Raw genomic sequence first — 16,530 nt, 5'->3', positions numbered from 1 at the left:
CACCTTCCCATTTAATTACTTATTTTTATATTGTTTTTCATAATTTACAAACTCTTTCTTAGCTTCCTGATTGTTATCTTTTTTACTACTAAAATAAACATATATTTGTTGACTATGCGTTAACATTTTACCTTCATCATTTTTCTTCTCATAGTCAATTGAAATTGTTAATTCTGTTATTTGCATTGGGTGTTTTTCATTGTCTATTGAATCGTTAAAGTTAAGTACAATTGATGCATTTTCAAATTTATTATATTGCAATTTTAATTTATCATTAATTATTTCTTGAAATTGTGCTTCTGTTAAAGTAAATCCAACTGAATTTGGTTCATTAAATTTTTTTCTATTACCATCTGCTTTCAGTTTTAAATTCCCTACACCTTGTAATCTATTAAATATCAATTTCACAGGAGAAATATCTAAATTTGAATCCGAACCTTGAAGTTTTCCGTTTTTATACATAAAGTTGGTATTATATTTTTCTTCTTCTTTATAATTAATATCCTTATGCCTATCCTTTATATCTTTTGTTTTACTTGTTATTTTTTGAGACGTTATTCCATATAACAATTTTTCTTTCAAATTATATATACCTTCAGTAGTTTGATATAGTGTATTATGAATTCTGTCATCACCATTTTTTTCTGTCGTAAAATCAATAACCCGTTCCTTCACATACGCATACCCATCATCACTCGCAGACATAACCTTTCTCATGTCACCTTCATCCAAAGCTTTGACAAATGGCTTATAATCTATTTGCTTTTCCCCAAAACCACATCCACTTAATAAACTTGCCACTATTGACACGACTATCATCACCTTAGCTTTCTTCTTTAATTTCATACTGTCACCTCGTTAGTTACTCTAGGCATTTTTAGTTTCATTATGTTCCCTTTTTGATAGTAATACACTTCATCTTTACCTAATGGCGCTTCGTTGCTTATATATTTTATGTTGAAGATACTTTGATCATTTAATGGCATTGCGATAATTGCTGCTGTTAGCTTACTTCTCATTTTCATAGGTAGAGCTTCACGATTTCGGTCCATGTAGTCGTGGTGACCTGCTAATACAAAGTAAATGCCTACTGTACGAGATAGATCAATTAAAGTTGCTGCATCTTCCATTTCTAAATAAACAAATTTACTAAACTCTTCAACATTTGTCATGATAATGAGTTGTTTTGTGAATGCAGGAATTTCTCTACCTTCTTGTCTTGCTTGTGCTAATTCAAGAGCTCGTTCACGAATTACTTCCATCCAATACTTTGCATGCATATTTATTTCATTTTCGTCTACAATGTAGTGCGTCACATCGTCTTTATATTGAACGAAACTATACTCTGCTGTATCCACCAACGTTACACTTTCAAAATAATCTTTATTCAATTGAGATAGGATGCTAGATACAATTTGTTTTCTCATACTATCATCTACACTATAAATCATTAAATGATCATTCACTGCAATATCATGAGCTACAACTTCTACGTTTGTAAAATCAAGCCCCATTGGAATTCTTGCTGCTTGTAGAGCTTTTGTAACGTCTTTATTTTTACGATAAGTAGCAATATCAATCACTTCTGGCATCATTGGAATTGCCTTCGGACGTTCTCCATCCCATTCTCGATCCATATCATTTGCTTCTTGTTGTAATAATTGAATTTGCTGTAATTCATCTTCTGCTTTCGTAGGTAATGCAATCTGGAATAATGTAGGAGATTCTAGTTTTATTAACGCTCTTCCTGCTGTTTCTTCCACTTTTATATCAGATCTCCCTACAATACTAGCTACTTCACTTTGATCAATCATATATAGGCAAGTTTGAATTTTAATATTATTGTACAATTGAATTCTAAGTGCATTTTGTCGCCCTGCACTAATTAAGGTATGAATTCCTAAACTTGCACCATCTCGGACAATTTGCATAATTAGCATTTCAAAGCTTTCATAGAACTTCGCTTCTTTTACTGCATCATAATTGTCGATCGCAATAATAATATGTGGTATTTCTTTCCCACTTGCCTTTTCATACATTTCAATATTTGCAACGTCATATTCACTTAATAATCGTTTACGATTTTTCATTTCTTGAGTTAATCTTTCAACAAACTTTAAACATTTTTCAGATTCATCAATCGTAATCGTATCCGCTACATGAGGTAATCCTTTCAAAGGTAGAAGACCATTTGTTCCAAGGTCCACTAAATACACATGCAAATGCTCCGGACTATGTTGACGAGCTACATCCATAATGACTGATTGTAAGAATGTTGATTTTCCGTAGCCTGGACTTGAGAAGACCGCTACGTGTCCGTCTTTACTAATATCTAGTGTTAATGGTGTTTGTGATTGTAATTCAGGCTGATCTAGTAGACCAACTGTTGCTTGTAATGGTTTCTTTTCTTTCGTCCATGCTTCTTTGAACTGAATAGCATGTAAGTCTTGTAAATATACGCTTTCTGGAAGTGGTGGTAACCACGGTCTTGCTAATGCTTCAATTTCATTTATTTCTGCGTAATCGTGAATGTAGTCAATAACAGCATCCAGTTCAGATGGTACGCTTATTACTTCTTTACTGCTACCAAGTCCACTTAAATCTTCACTTAATATTTCATATTGTCCTAGATCATTTATTGCATAGATTGTTGCGTCTAAATGTTCTTTATCCTCTTTGTTTTCTACATAGTCTGCTCCGCTCCAAGCTGATTGGAATAATTCATAAATTTCATTATTCCCAACTTGTAAGTAAGCACGTCCTGGTAATGTAATTTCAGCAGCATCCGGTGTTTTTAAAATTTCATTACTATCTGACGTATTTTGAACTTTTAGTGCTAGTTTGAATTTCGAGTTACTCCAAATTTGATCATCTACAACACCACTCGGTTTTTGCGTAGCTAATATTAAATGGATTCCGAGTGAACGACCGATACGCGCTGTTGAAACTAACTCTTTCATAAATTCTGGTTGTTCTGACTTCAGTTCCGCGAATTCATCACTAATTAAAAATAGATGTGGCATCGGTTCACTTACTAAGCCTTCTTTATACAGTTTTTGATACTGATTAATATGGTTTACATCATTTTCCCCAAATAATCGTTGTCTTTTTTGTAATTCAGCTTTAATTGATGCGAGCGCTCTCATACTTTGTGCTCCATCTAAGTTCGTAATTGTTCCTAATAAATGCGGTAAGTTTTTGAATAAATTCGCCATACCGCCGCCTTTATAGTCAATTAGTAAAAAGGCTACTTCGTACGGATGGAAATTAACTGCTAGAGATAAAATGTACGATTGTATAATTTCTGATTTACCTGAACCTGTTGTACCTGCTATTAACCCGTGTGGTCCGTGTGCTTTTTCGTGTAAGTTTAAGTTTACGATATCTTCTTTCCCACGTAATCCAAGTGGTACAGCTAAAGATTTATGCGCTGCATTTTTCTCCCAGCGACTTGTAATATTCAGTTCTTTTACTTTTTCAACGCCGTACATTTCTAAAAATGTTACGCTTTCTGGAATACTATTTTTTAAGTTTTGCAAATGATTTAATGGTGCTAATGCCCTTGAAATATCTTCTAAATTGAACCCTTTTGGCACATGATTTAGTTTAAATTGACGGTTAACAAGCTCTCCTTGCTCTAAGATGATGTTCCCTTGTTTTGCATCTCTTATATCTATTACCGTTTTCACATGCTCCGGTAAACTTTGCATAACATCTTGTACAAATACAAGTGATACACCTAATTGACTCGGATCATCATTAAAGAATTCCATAACAACATGGTCTAATATTAGTTTTTCATCTGTAATGAGAACGACATAGTGCGGTGCAAAGTACATTTTTTCATTAGTAGAACTTTTTTCATCTAGTTTTAATTTTCGTTCTTTCAATATTTGATACAAACTATTTAACACTTGATCACGGCTACGATCATGGTATACAAATCCACGTACATTTATATCGCGAACACTTCCATGAGGTAACCAGCGCATCCAATCCCATTTTTCTTTTTCTTCTTCCGGAAAAATAGTAATAAACTGCAAGTCATAATAACTATGGAATAAAGCCGTTTGTGCAACTAATAATTGTAATTGCTCTAACACTAAAGAGCGTTGACCAATATAACCGACTGGTCCATTCATTAAATCTGTTACAACTGGTACATCTTCCAATGATAGATAACGCTGTCTTAGTTCACGTGCTATATCAATTAATTCATCTTTCGTTTGACTAAATTCTTCTTCATTAAATTGAATTTCAAAACTCGTATTAGCTTGTCCTGTTCCAACGCTAAATGTTAAGAAATCATGATGTAACATTGTTTTTTCATAAATTCGAGGATTTACTTGAACTGCCATATTACGTATTACTTCTACATTTGGATTGTGATAATGTAATGCGTGACGCTGTTTTTCACTTTCTGCATGTAAATCTTTCGTTTTTTGTTTTATATACTCTCTATAGCTTTTATCTCGTTCAACAATGTCGACTTTATATTGCTTCAAATTTTTAATATACGATGTGACAGAAACAATGATTGTTACTAATGTCATCGCAATCGATGCGATAATAAACATTCCATATTTCATGAAAATAGCAAGTAATACAGTTACGACAATCATGACAAGTGAAGGTGCAATGATTCTTGCTAAATGCTCCGTTGGTTTTGATGGCATACTTGAAGGCTTTGCAATTGTCATTTTCTCTTCTGGTTCACGGTAAATAATACGTGGTGAACGATGATAGTCTGGATAACCACTTTGATAATTCGTTTCTGATTCTACTAAAATAGGTAACGCAGATTTCACTTTATCTTCTGAAGAAAGTACTTGAATGTCTTCACTACCAATCTCCAATAAAATACCATCAAAATATAATACGTCTCCTGATTCCAACATAACGCTATCTTTTAACTTCGTATAATTATGAAATACATCCCCGCCATACACGTTCACTTTAAAAGAATCGTACAACGTTTCGCGAGATAGCATTAAATCTACACTAGTCCCGGTAATAGAAATATCATCGTAATCGTTTCGACTCACTGTAAGAGAAAGTTTCGTTCCGATATCAAACACTTTAGTTGTGCCAATAATAGATATAAAGATTTTCAAGCTCACATCTCTTGTTTTTCCAATCTCAACTTCCTTATTGAATTCTATTAATTGATCCTGTACCATCCAAGCATTTACTTCATTATTCCACTTTAACTCTATTTCTTGTTCTAAACTTGGATTCGTAATATCATTTGTCCACTCTTTTCCAATCGACACTATTGATTGCTCATTTGGATGTAATGTGCACTTATATATTTTGTCTCCATAAGTCAATACTAATAGTTGCTCCATCCGTGTTCACTGCTCCTTTTCAACTGTCTCATCAAGTGCTTACTCTTTTTTCTCTGTGTCCGCCAAATTTTTATCGCTTGATGAATTGCCATATTTCTTTTTATATTCATCTAATTGTTGCTCATATGTTTTTAACTTTTGATCACGTTCTTCTCCTGATAAATCCGGATTATTTTTCAGTGATTCAATTTGTTTAACAAGGCCGTACATAATAAGCTGAGGATCATCAAGTGTCTTAGCTAAATCTAATGATTTATCAAAATTACCTTTTCCGTTATACATCCAATACAGCAAATACTTTTCATCACTTTTCAAACTAATGTTTTTCATAATCGATTTCTTTTGAGCTTCACCTAGTTTTTCAGCTGTAATGTATGCAAATGCTAACTCATATTTAGATGCAATCGGTAATGATTCAAATTCCTCTTCATTTAATTGCGTAATGACTTTGTCATAATCAGTTGCTATGAAACTTGCATTTGCTTCTAACAATTTATTTTGATAAGGAAATTTTATAAAAGTGAAATATATTAAAGGAGCAGCTAAAATAACTGTCGCCGCTATGAAGGAAAAAGCTAAGTATTTAAACGATTTATAGCTTTTTTTAGGTACTAACTGCATATTTTTCTCTGTTTTTGTTTGTTCCTTCTCAAAGCTGTCATCAAGAAACTGCAGTAATGCATCTAAGCTTTCCATTTGAGCAACGGTCTGTTCAAATGTTGTTTCTTTTGCATCTTTTAGTAACCCAGCATACAAATCATCAAAGTTATGTTTTTGGGAGAATAAAGCAATAATTAGACACTTATATTGTGTTAAAAATTGTTCTTCTGATAACGGGGTTGGTGGAACAATATCTCGAATTCCTCTATGTATAATACTTGGTATTAAATTAGCATTAAAAACTATATTGTCTGGATGTAAAAAGAACGTGATTCGTTTATTCAAATATTTACGAAACTGCGCAACATTCCGAAGTAGTCTTAATTTCTCATTTCTTCCAAAACGGCTAAGATTGTCCCACTTATATAATTTTTTATCTACTTGATATAGAAACGTAAACATATCATCCGCTTCTTCTATTGTTAATGGTACAAATTCAGATGATACGCCCGTAATTATATCGAATTGACGGAAGTCTTTTATACGTGTTTGAGATTTGGTCATCTCCAATTTCCAATTTTCTTTTTCTATTTGAAATTGATAGTTCATTGCATCAATTTGAATTATTTTTTCCGTCATGTTTATCCTCTTCTCCTTTTCTTTATAACCCGTAATAACTTATTTTCAAATAACTAAAAGTAAAAAATATTCTTTATAAAACTTGCAAAATATCTCCATCTGTTATTTGGTGATCAATTAAACGATCATTATCTGTTAAAACAATTGACTTATTTTTCACTTTAATTACAAAATGTGAACCTTCATGATTATCAATCTTTAGCGTATCTAATAAGTTTTTCAATAAATATTTAATAGATTGGTGATTCGGAATACGCAAATCGTATGTATTTCCATTCCATTTATTAAAATCTACTGTGACATTAATATGTGTTTGTATTGCCATCGCTTTACCTCCAACTTTTACGAAGAACCGTATAAATACCGATGCAAATAAGTAGAATGCCGCCGCCAAATAATAATATTATTGTTATACTAATTGGCTCTTCATTCATTGTTTCATTACTCGCTACTTCATCTGCACTTTTTCTGACAATGTATTCACTGCTAAACAAACTATTTTTCGTATCTTTAACACTATTATTCTCTTTTTGTTTTATAAAAAGAGAATCTCGCAGAGCTTCCATATCTTTTTGTTCTTTCTTTTTCTTTTTCTCAATTTCTTCTTCTATATCTTGGTTAAATAACTCAATTGATGCTTTATCTAATTCTGTTTCCTTATGTTCCTTTTTATTTTTTTCTTGGTCGCTTTCTTCAAGTCGATCCACTTTAAACTTAATCTTCCCATCATCACCAAGATAACTGTCAGCCGCGCTCCTTATCGGTAGCGCGACAAACAGTAAAAGGATAGAGAGAAATGATAACTTAGCCACTATGCTCCATTGTTTGATCATTTACTTCTTTTTCCTCCCATTTCTTATGCCATACAAATAGATTACTAACCAATCCAATAATGGCAATTACAAACAATACGACAAAAATAACTTTCCCAGTATCTTTACCACTAATAAAATCATTTAGAAAACTTTCTATATACTGAAGCGGTGAGAATTGACGTATCTTTCCGACAGAAGACATTTGATCTACTTTACTTCCAACTGCCTCAGTTAAAAATAGGTACATGCTTAAAAATACTAATAGTATAAACATTCCTACCATTTTTATTTGTCGTAATAAGTAGGTTGAGACCAATACAAACGCCATCATAATAAATGTGATGAACGCAATCCATAGTAAACTTTGATCCTGACCGAACTTTAAAAGACGCCCAGAAATGATACCTATACTAATTCCTTCCACAATTGATATACCGAAAGCTACTACTGTAGTTGGTACATTCATATCAATTAATGAGAATTTCTCTTCAAAATGATCCGATTGCATTCGTTTCTTTTCTTGATTCGCAATTGCGTATGCTGTAAATAATGCAACAATGAAACAAGTTAATACAATTAAGTACGGTGTAAAAGCATTACCTGCTACAATTACTCCATCATTTTGCTTTTGAACTGGACTAGCTAAAAAGTCATATAGCATTTCATTTTGACGATCTCCAATACGACTATTCGCTAAAATTTTCGTAAAGTTTTTGGAGAATGATTTATCATCTTCCATTTTCTTTGTAAAGTCATTTAATAATAAATCAGCTTTTGAAACAATTGTCGTTCCGCTGTCTTGAATTTCTTTTGCTTGTCCATTAATTTGATCAAATGTTTTATATACATCGTCTGAAGTTGCTAAACTATGCTTCGAACTTTCGACCAATGACTGACTTTGCATCATTAATGATTTAATACCAGAATCTAACGATAAAACAGCCGTTTGCTCACCAGCATGATTTGTTGTTACTACTTGCTGCTCTTCAACTAGCTTTAAGCTATTCTCACGCCATTTCGCTAAACCTTTTACATACTCTCCTAAATTTTCATTCATACTAGTTGCTTGTTGCGTCGTTCCATTTAATTTCTCCGCTAGTAGCATAGAATTTTGATCCGCACTAGTAATAGATTGTTGATAAGAGTTTATTTTTTGTTTTAAACCTGACATATCTTGCTTTATTTCTGTAGTAATACTTGATGAAACAAGATTTGAAATTAAATCGATTAAGCTTTGTTTATTTAATACGTAGTACAAAGATTGATCCGTCGCAATTGCATCTAAACTTCCCTCTTCTAACTTAGGACCTACATCTTTCGTTCTTAAATCAATCCCATAATACATTTCGTAAAGGCTCATTAAACCTTGATAACTTTCGACTGTATCTACTGCTTCTTTTATTAATACACTAGAAGTAATATCTGGTATTTTTTCTGTTTTTTGATGTATAACTTGATTCGTTGTACTTTCAATAATTTTTGAATTGCTACCGTTATCTGTCCCAGTGTCTGGCTTCTCTCCTGTATCAGGTTTTTCTCCTGTGTCAGGTTTCTCTCCTGTATCAGGTTTTCCTCCCGTGTCTGGATTTCCTCCTGTATCAGGCTTTACACTGTCACCATTATTACTCTGTTCTGTTTTTTGAATAATAGGCGTTTTAGCATTGTGTACTAACGGCATTATGCCATACTGTGATTTATGAACCACATTTTCCACCTTGCTATTTTCCGTTTGTGTTCCTTTATCTTCTTTATTAGGTTCTTCTTTCTCAGGACTAGTTTCTTTTGTATGAGTCCCACTCAATTCCCATTGCCACATTACAGGAGAGAAAACATCTATATTGATGTTTGGATCTTTTAACTTCACATGCAGATCAATCTTTATATCCCCTTCATTACGAGGAGCTATTGTAATTTCTCCTGCTTCGCTTTGTAGAAAGTCACTTGTACGATCCACATCATCAATATATAAAGCTTCTGTACTTCCATCTAATTTAAATTCTTCTGGAATCTTTATCTTCAAAATTTGCGGCGATTCCATTTTAATTACTTTCGCAGTATCACTAAATGTAATTCTCTCTGTATAAAGTCTATCCTTCACTTCTTTAATTGCGTTTCCTAAAGATATTTTATTTACAGGATCATAATAAAAATTATTTTCTTTATTATATTTTTTTGTAAATTGAATTACATTTTGCAGTTGTAATTTCGTTGCATCTGGTAAATCACTTTGACCGATTTCTTCCATGTTTAAACTAGGTAATTTCGCAATTAAATTCTCGATTTGTTTCTTTATTCGAGCATCTGGTTGTTTCATTAATGTATTTATAAAGATTTCTTGCTTTCCATCATTCGACATAGATTGCTTTAACTTCTTAATTACCGTCTCTTGAATATCACTTTCTAACTTTCCAGCAAGTTCTGTATCATATTCAGATACTTGTTTTTTTACATCTGCTAAATATTTTTGAACTGCTGAAGCATCAGTTAAAATATTTGGTTCTTTCTCTGAAAACGTAAATTGATTTGAAATACTTTTATTAGCTGATTCCAATGCACTTAATTGCTTTAAAGCATCGCCTGTATTCATATCATTCATATATTGATTGAATTGATTTGTGAAATTATTCGCTAACAAATTGTTATCAGTTTGCATTTTTTGAAAGTTATTAAAACCATCTAAGTACGTACTGTTAGATTTATTCCCTTCATCTAACGCTTGACCGAAACCTTTTAAAACATCCTGAAATCCTTTGAAACTATTAACAGAAACACCTGTATAATCTTGTACTGTTTTAAATTGATTTGTGTAATTTGCTAACGGACTATGTATATCTTTTTTATACATAGTTGTTTGAACGTTTCCTTTTTCAATTATTTTACCTATATTATCTTGTGCACCTTGTAGCTTACCGATAATACTCGCAAAATAAACGTCGATTATTTGCTTATTGAAATCTTCTAAAATAACAGAAGCTGTATTTTCTGCCTCAGCTTTCAAATCCTTATTCCCAGTTGCATTTACTTTGTAGTTTAACGTTAATTTCTCCGGAATCTCTGAATCAATCGCAACTGCTTTCCTAGAAAAATCATTTGGAATAACAATCATCATATTGTAATTATTATTTTTCAATCCATTTTCTGCTACCCCGCGACTAACTACGTACCATTCTTGTTTCGTATTTTTATTTACATTTTTAACAAATTGATCCCCAAACGCTATTTTATTGCCCTCAAAAACAGTGCCCTGATCTTCATTTACCAACGCAACTGTCATTTTTGGTGTAGTATTCTCATTAGCTTTCTTAACATTTTGATTTAATGCTAAATAGGAGACCCCTGTTGATAGTACAAGAGCTAAAATAATAAACAACAAGATGCTCCATTTGAACTTTTTCACAACTTATCACTCCTGCGACTGCGAGTCTATCTAATGAAAGACTTCGTATCTTACTCTAGTTTTAAAGTAATTTAGCCATACAACGTATGGTTGCATGGCTAAATTATATATTTCTTTTTATCTGTCTTATTGTAGACCGAAATTACGAGAAAGATCTTCGTCATGTCTAGCAACAGCTTCTGCAGTTTTATTAAGCTGCATATTAATTTCTTGTAATAACTGTGCGAAGTTTTGTACTTTTGGCTTTAATTGATTGAACTGTTGGTCAAAACCTTCGAAAGCACGACCTTCCCATTCTCCTCTTAATTCATTTTGTAAGTTTTGTAGTTGACGTAAAATGTCCTCAATTTGATTTGCACCTTGTCCATATCGAGTAGCTTTCGATTTAAGTTCCTCTGGTGACATACGAATTTGTCCTGCCATTATTAAATCCCCCTTAAAATTTAAAAATAGTAAAATTAACCAATAATCAATTCTACAAATTGATTATATCAATAATTTAAAAATTTCTAAACAAAAAAATGATATTTTTCCAAAATTTCTCTTTTACTATAATAACGATATATTGTATAATAGTAATTTATTTATTTTTAAGCATACACTATCAATCTACTATAAAATAAAGGCAAACCATCTATTTTATATATTTATAAGGACTTATTGGCTTTAAATTCCAGCGATAAAGTAGCCACTAAATCATTATTTTCTCTTCTCCCATTCCGACTATAATACTCACTTCAAAGTCATAATTACCTGCCTTTCAACAAACCCAAACTCTTCGTACATCTCTTTTGCAAAATTCCCAGCAAATACATTCAACCTAATTTCTGAATACTTCTCCTTTAATTCCTTAATACCACCTTCCATCAGTTCTCGCGATAATCCTCTCCCGCGATATTCTGGGAAAACGTACAATTCATATATAAATCCAAGTTTTTCACGAGAAAAATAGTCTGTATTTTCCCCTATTAATATCCATCCCATTACTTTATTTTCTTCTTTAATGATTAAATAGTATGCTCCTTTTTCTACAATCGGCTTTGTAATTTCAATCGCTTTCTCGATACTTAATTGACAATTCCCTCTCGTCCCTTCAAAAAGCGATTGAGCCGCATATTTTAATATTTCATTGGTATCTTCTTGATTCGCCTTAATTATCATTTTTCACAACTCCCCTTGAATAATAGGCATTACTATCCCTTGTTCAAGATTCTCCGCTTCCATAACAATTGCCGTTAATCCTTGTTCTGTACTTGTTTCATGAAGCTCTCCCTTCTCCCAAAACACAGCTTGTCCCGCTTCTATCTTTACCTTTTCCTTATTTGCCCCACACACATATCCTACTCCGTCCACAATAAGAAGCAGTTGAGATACAACTGCTTCATGACATCCGATTATTCCATTGGCTTGTAAATGCATAGCACCGATATGTACATTTCCTTGATGGTTTACTATTTTCGACATGATGAAATTAGATTGAAATACTGATAAGTGCTTTCCTACTTTTTCACTAAAATCAAAAGTTTTCATTACTAGTCCTCCTTATACGTATAAAACCATCCTTACTGTCTGCATCATATGTCCTTCAAAGTCTTCTTCAAATTGCTCTAATTCAGCAAAACCTTTCGCTTCATAAAAGCGTTTTCCTTTTTCATTTGCAGCTTCTACATGTATGTACAATTTCCGTATCCCATTTAATGCCTTAATCCCTCTTTGTAATAAAGCACTTCCGATCCCTTTTCCTTGCTGATCTGGTAACAAATAAATTGCCCCTAATTCTGCTTCGTTTTGTAGTCTAACAGGTGAAAAGTTCGCAAATCCTATTACTTCTCCCTCTTCTTCCGCAACGAATAAATGTGTATTTTTAAGGCGATATTTCATTTTTTCATCAGAATATGCCTCGTCTAAAAAACTATCTTGAATCTCTCTCGGAATAATGCCTTCATATGTATCATGCCAAGCTATTTTCGCTACTGATTGTACAGCCTGAATATCTTCTTGCTTCATTTCTCTAATTATATATGTCATCTCGATGTCTCCATTCTCTTTAAATTATATTCTGCTAATATACTAGAAGAAACGGCAGAACCATTTTCATAATTGACCTTAATTAATTTTAACTTTTCAATCGAAGCTGTTGTAACATCAAAATTCTCATATATATACTCCATCACACTTAAAAAATGAGTTGAATTCAAATGATTCGCAATCGTACAATGCGGAACCCATTTTCCTGGTACATAATATGAATTTGAATTATCATGAAAAGTTTTGAAATGATCATGATAAAAATGATGAAGTCTCAATAAATCATCGGTAACAGTCGGCGCTAGAAAAACCGTACCGTTAGTAGGAAAAGTTCCAACAGAAGGAAAAGTGACTGCAGACATGTTTTCTTGAATAGCTACAAATTCCTTTAATTTTTCAATATACAAATTAACATCCAACTCATTATAATCCGCAATCGTTATATGAGGTTCTACTCCAGCTAATTGATTTGTTCCAATTACATTTGTTAATTTATTTTGTAATTCTGTAATTTTATTAGTAAACACACGATTAAATGTAGCAATGATAGCGTACAATCTTTCTCACCCCTTCGTTACACATAGCGCTTCCCATTCTTCACGAATTATGCCCATTCGAATAGAATCATAGTATGTTCCGTTATAATAACGACACTTTCGCATTCTACCTTCTAAGCTCATTCCTATTTTCTCTGCTACTTTCATCATTCGTTCATTGCCAGACCAAGTCGTGATTCCTACTCTACCAATCTCCATTTTTTCAAATAGCAAATCTCTATATAATTTTAATGCTTCTGTACCATATCCACCATTCCAGTATGTTGGCTCATAAATCACAACTCCCATCTCTAACCAACGCGTCATTTTATATTCCCAATAAAACCCGACTGTCCCAATGATTTGACCGTTATTTTCTATAATTAAATTTGACAGTGGTTCTTCTTTCAAACGATTTTGCATCTTCTCTTTATAGGAAGAGTATTCTTGCATTGAGAACGGGAAATATGGCGCATCCCATTTCTTCCATTCTGGGCTTTCTTCTTTAAATATGATATTCCATAATGTTTTTATATCCGATTCTTCTATTGTACGAATTGTAACTTTCTTCCCCTTTAATACAACGTTTTGCATAATTCCCTCCTGCATTCCTCTTTATTTCATATATAATTATAATGTTTTTTCAGAAAAATCAAAACTAATATCATATATTATATTGTATAATTTTGTTATTAGATACCAATTATTGATTTAGAAAGCTGGTGATTCAGTGAATAATCGATTTAGTATTGCTTTATTTCTCACTATTGTTACCACAAATATTATTCTATATTTCTTCTTACCATCAAATATTGTTACGAAATGGGACTTCAATGGAACGCCTACATCAACAATGGATAAAAGCACTTTTGTAATCGTAAATATAATTATATGTTCCTTCTTATTCTTTATATTTTTAGCTTTATCTAAAGCAGCGAGTAACCAGAAATTTCTCCATTGGATCGGCAACACAATATTACTATTCTTATTTTTTGTCGATATTGTCATCGCCCTCATTGCTCTTGGCTTTTCACTCCCTCTTGATCATTTCATATTTTTAGCATTAGGGCTTTTATTTATATTAATAGGTTATTTCAGTTCCAAAATTGATACGACTAAATCAACCGTTTCATTAGAATGGAATGATAAGCACCTTGAAAAAAGAGCTTCAAATATTAGTAGTATTTCAATGATGATAGCAGGGATTTTTTTAGCGATACTTCCTTTTATCGTTTCTGCTCCCTATAGAGGTTATGGCATACTAGCAATTCTTTTAGGAATGACGCTTATCATTCTGCCGACTACGATTTATTTACTTATTAAAGACAGCAAGCAGTCCACTAATTTAAAAGGTTAATTGAAATATGTGATTGTAAAATAGGTAATAAAAAATAGGAGGTTATCCCCTCCTATTTCAGCTCAATATATTATTTCCCTTTTTATTCACCTCAAGCAAAATCCCTTTCTCTATCCAACCCTCTACGCCATCTTTTTTAATTAAATCATATCCTGAACAGCTATCATCAATGAGAGAAACGATATCTCCCTTCCTAACGCTTATTTGCGCACAAGAAATATCGGTTTTCACTGTATATTCACCTGACTCAAGTTGTTTCATATATTCATTTTTTACAGTGAGCAAATTATTCGTTTCCTTTTGCTTACATACGGTGTAATCTTGCATCTTCTCGATAGGCTCTATGTAATAATACGGATATGTCACTCCGCCCTGCATTTCTGAATTCGCATTAAAATCCGCTATTACTTCATACTGTGGGAAATAGTCTACATATGTATAAGAAAATGTATCGCCCGTTTGTTTCCTCTGAATAATAAATGCATTTAATTGTCCTGCTTCTTTAATTGCATTTCCTCCATCAATTGCAATAATTTTTTTCTCCTCATCAATAACTGGATTGTTAGACGGTGCTTCTTCAGAATAGTTCACGACTGGCCAATGACCAACTATTACATACTTATTTGCTTTATGTGATTTATAAAAAAACTCCGGCATTGCTATCGCATTTTTGCGCTCTGTTTCTTTCCAATCTACTCTATCTTCTAGCCCTGCATGCACAAAAATATAATCTTCTGTTTCAATCGCTGTTGGCAACTCCGTTAGCCAATATAGTTCTTGTGAAAATTCACTTAGCAATGCTTCTTTCACTTCACGAATTGAAGTACCTTCATGAACTGAAAAATCCAATTGCTCTAGCCATTCATTAAAAATTGAATGCTTCCTCGTACATAAATAATTAATAAGACGAGGATTTTCATTTAGAAGAGCATCAACTAAAACTTCACAATTCCCTTCAACAACGTGAACCTTTGAATTGTTCTTTACAAGATTCATAACGTAGTTTACTACACCTACGCTATCTCGTCCTTTCTCGCAAAGATCTCCATTAATAATTAAATAATCTTCATCTTTAAAGTTAACTTTATGTAGTGCTTCTTTTAAAAGATTTAATTCTCCATGAATATCCGATATGACAATAACTCTAGCATCATTAGGGATTGATAGTTTCTTTATTTTTTTCAAGTATAAGCGCTCCAATCATTCTCTTTATTATTACTTAAAACAATTCGATACAATAACACTATATAACCTTTTCAAATACATATACCATAACTTACAACCTATTTACGGTTCAATAATAACTTGAGAAATAATAATAATAATAAGAAGAAGAAGCTGTTCCCAACTTTTCGAGACAGCTTCTTCTTATTATTTATAATTCTTTATGAAAAGAATAACTCACCTTATCATACCCTTCTCTTTCATAAAAACGATGAGCATCAATTCTTGAAAATGCTGACGTGAGGGTGATAGACTCACATCCGTTTTCCTTTCCCCAGTTCTCTATATACGAAAGTAATACATTTCCATGTCCTTTTGAACGATGTGCGTCTGCCGTTACAAGGTCATATACGAAAACGTGCTTCTTATTATAAAAGTTCGTACAAATCGCTACACCTGCAAGGCTAACAACTTCATCATCTTCATTACGCAGCGAGAATAGTTTATAATTTTCTTCTTTCATATTTCGAAATAAAGTGCCTGTTTCCTCTTTTGAAAGTTGTGTTCGTAATTGCTGTAAAACAGGTAATACTTCATGTAATTGCTCTTCTGTTACTACTTCTTTAACATTCATTTTTAACTCTCC

General features: G+C 32.5%; 15 protein-coding genes. 1 reads left to right on the top strand and 14 read right to left on the bottom strand.

What is annotated here, in order from left to right; genetic code table 11:
• Positions 1–15: 15 nt before the first annotated feature.
• The 12 genes from CN409_RS05665 to CN409_RS05610 all read right to left on the bottom strand — a co-directional run bounded on the left by CN409_RS05665 (position 16) and on the right by CN409_RS05610 (position 13,957).
• The gene (locus CN409_RS05665; protein WP_000768472.1) at positions 16–846 is read right to left on the bottom strand and encodes a DUF3952 domain-containing protein; all 831 of its coding nucleotides are present in this window, start codon (positions 844–846) and stop codon (positions 16–18) included.
• Positions 843–5,348, bottom strand: a complete 4,506-nt coding sequence (essC, locus tag CN409_RS05660; RefSeq protein WP_097980854.1) for a type VII secretion protein EssC — start codon at positions 5,346–5,348, stop codon at positions 843–845. The genes CN409_RS05665 and essC overlap by 4 nt, the downstream gene beginning before the upstream one ends.
• Positions 5,349–5,387: 39 nt before the next feature.
• Complete coding sequence (essB, locus tag CN409_RS05655) at positions 5,388–6,587, bottom strand: type VII secretion protein EssB (protein WP_097980853.1); 1,200 nt, start codon at positions 6,585–6,587, stop codon at positions 5,388–5,390.
• A 73-nt stretch (positions 6,588–6,660) separates the two neighbouring features.
• Entirely contained in the window at positions 6,661–6,912 is a 252-nt protein-coding gene (locus tag CN409_RS05650; RefSeq protein WP_001007566.1) for an EsaB/YukD family protein, read from the bottom strand.
• A gap of 4 nt (positions 6,913–6,916) precedes the next feature.
• Positions 6,917–7,420, bottom strand: a complete 504-nt coding sequence (gene essA, locus CN409_RS05645; RefSeq protein ID WP_000595661.1) for a type VII secretion protein EssA — start codon at positions 7,418–7,420, stop codon at positions 6,917–6,919.
• Positions 7,392–10,799, bottom strand: coding sequence for a type VII secretion protein EsaA (esaA, locus tag CN409_RS05640; protein ID WP_098217783.1), 3,408 nt, complete (start codon positions 10,797–10,799; stop codon positions 7,392–7,394). Before esaA ends, essA begins: the two co-directional genes overlap by 29 nt.
• A gap of 126 nt (positions 10,800–10,925) precedes the next feature.
• Positions 10,926–11,222 (bottom strand): WXG100 family type VII secretion target, encoded by a 297-nt coding sequence (locus CN409_RS05635; protein WP_000918601.1) that lies wholly within the window; start codon positions 11,220–11,222, stop codon positions 10,926–10,928.
• A 309-nt stretch (positions 11,223–11,531) separates the two neighbouring features.
• Positions 11,532–11,960 (bottom strand): GNAT family N-acetyltransferase, encoded by a 429-nt coding sequence (locus CN409_RS05630; protein WP_000584235.1) that lies wholly within the window; start codon positions 11,958–11,960, stop codon positions 11,532–11,534.
• A 3-nt stretch (positions 11,961–11,963) separates the two neighbouring features.
• Complete coding sequence (locus tag CN409_RS05625) at positions 11,964–12,329, bottom strand: cupin domain-containing protein (protein ID WP_000846433.1); 366 nt, start codon at positions 12,327–12,329, stop codon at positions 11,964–11,966.
• A 12-nt stretch (positions 12,330–12,341) separates the two neighbouring features.
• The gene (locus CN409_RS05620; protein WP_000221053.1) at positions 12,342–12,827 is read right to left on the bottom strand and encodes a GNAT family N-acetyltransferase; all 486 of its coding nucleotides are present in this window, start codon (positions 12,825–12,827) and stop codon (positions 12,342–12,344) included.
• Complete coding sequence (locus CN409_RS05615) at positions 12,824–13,384, bottom strand: 2'-5' RNA ligase family protein (protein ID WP_097980851.1); 561 nt, start codon at positions 13,382–13,384, stop codon at positions 12,824–12,826. Before CN409_RS05615 ends, CN409_RS05620 begins: the two co-directional genes overlap by 4 nt.
• Positions 13,385–13,390: 6 nt before the next feature.
• Complete coding sequence (locus tag CN409_RS05610) at positions 13,391–13,957, bottom strand: GNAT family N-acetyltransferase (RefSeq protein WP_097980850.1); 567 nt, start codon at positions 13,955–13,957, stop codon at positions 13,391–13,393.
• Positions 13,958–14,093: 136 nt separating this feature from the next.
• On the opposite strand from CN409_RS05610, the gene CN409_RS05605 reads away from it, so the two are divergent.
• Positions 14,094–14,720: a DUF1648 domain-containing protein gene (locus CN409_RS05605; RefSeq protein ID WP_097980849.1), complete on the top strand. Its 627-nt coding sequence runs from the start codon at positions 14,094–14,096 to the stop codon at positions 14,718–14,720.
• Positions 14,721–14,777: 57 nt separating this feature from the next.
• Here the strand turns inward: CN409_RS05605 and CN409_RS05600 are convergent, their stop codons facing one another.
• Positions 14,778–15,905, bottom strand: coding sequence for a metallophosphoesterase (locus CN409_RS05600; RefSeq protein ID WP_000721389.1), 1,128 nt, complete (start codon positions 15,903–15,905; stop codon positions 14,778–14,780).
• A 190-nt stretch (positions 15,906–16,095) separates the two neighbouring features.
• Positions 16,096–16,518, bottom strand: a complete 423-nt coding sequence (locus CN409_RS05595) for a GNAT family N-acetyltransferase (protein WP_001101124.1) — start codon at positions 16,516–16,518, stop codon at positions 16,096–16,098.
• Positions 16,519–16,530: the final 12 nt, after the last annotated feature.

Origin of the sequence: Bacillus sp. AFS012607, from assembly GCF_002558005.1 — a bacterium.
GTDB lineage: Bacteria > Bacillota > Bacilli > Bacillales > Bacillaceae_G > Bacillus_A > Bacillus_A thuringiensis_S.
The sequence above is the reverse complement of the archived record's forward strand: the minus strand, read 5'-3'. Positions and strand labels throughout refer to the sequence as shown.

What these genes read in the sequence shown, in the direction of transcription:
- CN409_RS05635 (WP_000918601.1), bottom strand. Translation starts at nt 11,222, where the DNA reads ATGGCAGGACAAATTCGTATGTCACCAGAGGAACTTAAATCGAAAGCT.
- CN409_RS05630 (WP_000584235.1), bottom strand. Translation starts at nt 11,960, where the DNA reads ATGATAATTAAGGCGAATCAAGAAGATACCAATGAAATATTAAAATAT.
- essA (WP_000595661.1), bottom strand. Translation starts at nt 7,420, where the DNA reads ATGATCAAACAATGGAGCATAGTGGCTAAGTTATCATTTCTCTCTATC.
- essC (WP_097980854.1), bottom strand. Translation starts at nt 5,348, where the DNA reads ATGGAGCAACTATTAGTATTGACTTATGGAGACAAAATATATAAGTGC.
- CN409_RS05665 (WP_000768472.1), bottom strand. Translation starts at nt 846, where the DNA reads ATGAAATTAAAGAAGAAAGCTAAGGTGATGATAGTCGTGTCAATAGTG.
- CN409_RS05595 (WP_001101124.1), bottom strand. Translation starts at nt 16,518, where the DNA reads ATGAATGTTAAAGAAGTAGTAACAGAAGAGCAATTACATGAAGTATTA.
- essB (WP_097980853.1), bottom strand. Translation starts at nt 6,587, where the DNA reads ATGACGGAAAAAATAATTCAAATTGATGCAATGAACTATCAATTTCAA.
- CN409_RS05620 (WP_000221053.1), bottom strand. Translation starts at nt 12,827, where the DNA reads ATGACATATATAATTAGAGAAATGAAGCAAGAAGATATTCAGGCTGTA.
- CN409_RS05610 (WP_097980850.1), bottom strand. Translation starts at nt 13,957, where the DNA reads ATGCAAAACGTTGTATTAAAGGGGAAGAAAGTTACAATTCGTACAATA.
- CN409_RS05625 (WP_000846433.1), bottom strand. Translation starts at nt 12,329, where the DNA reads ATGAAAACTTTTGATTTTAGTGAAAAAGTAGGAAAGCACTTATCAGTA.
- CN409_RS05650 (WP_001007566.1), bottom strand. Translation starts at nt 6,912, where the DNA reads ATGGCAATACAAACACATATTAATGTCACAGTAGATTTTAATAAATGG.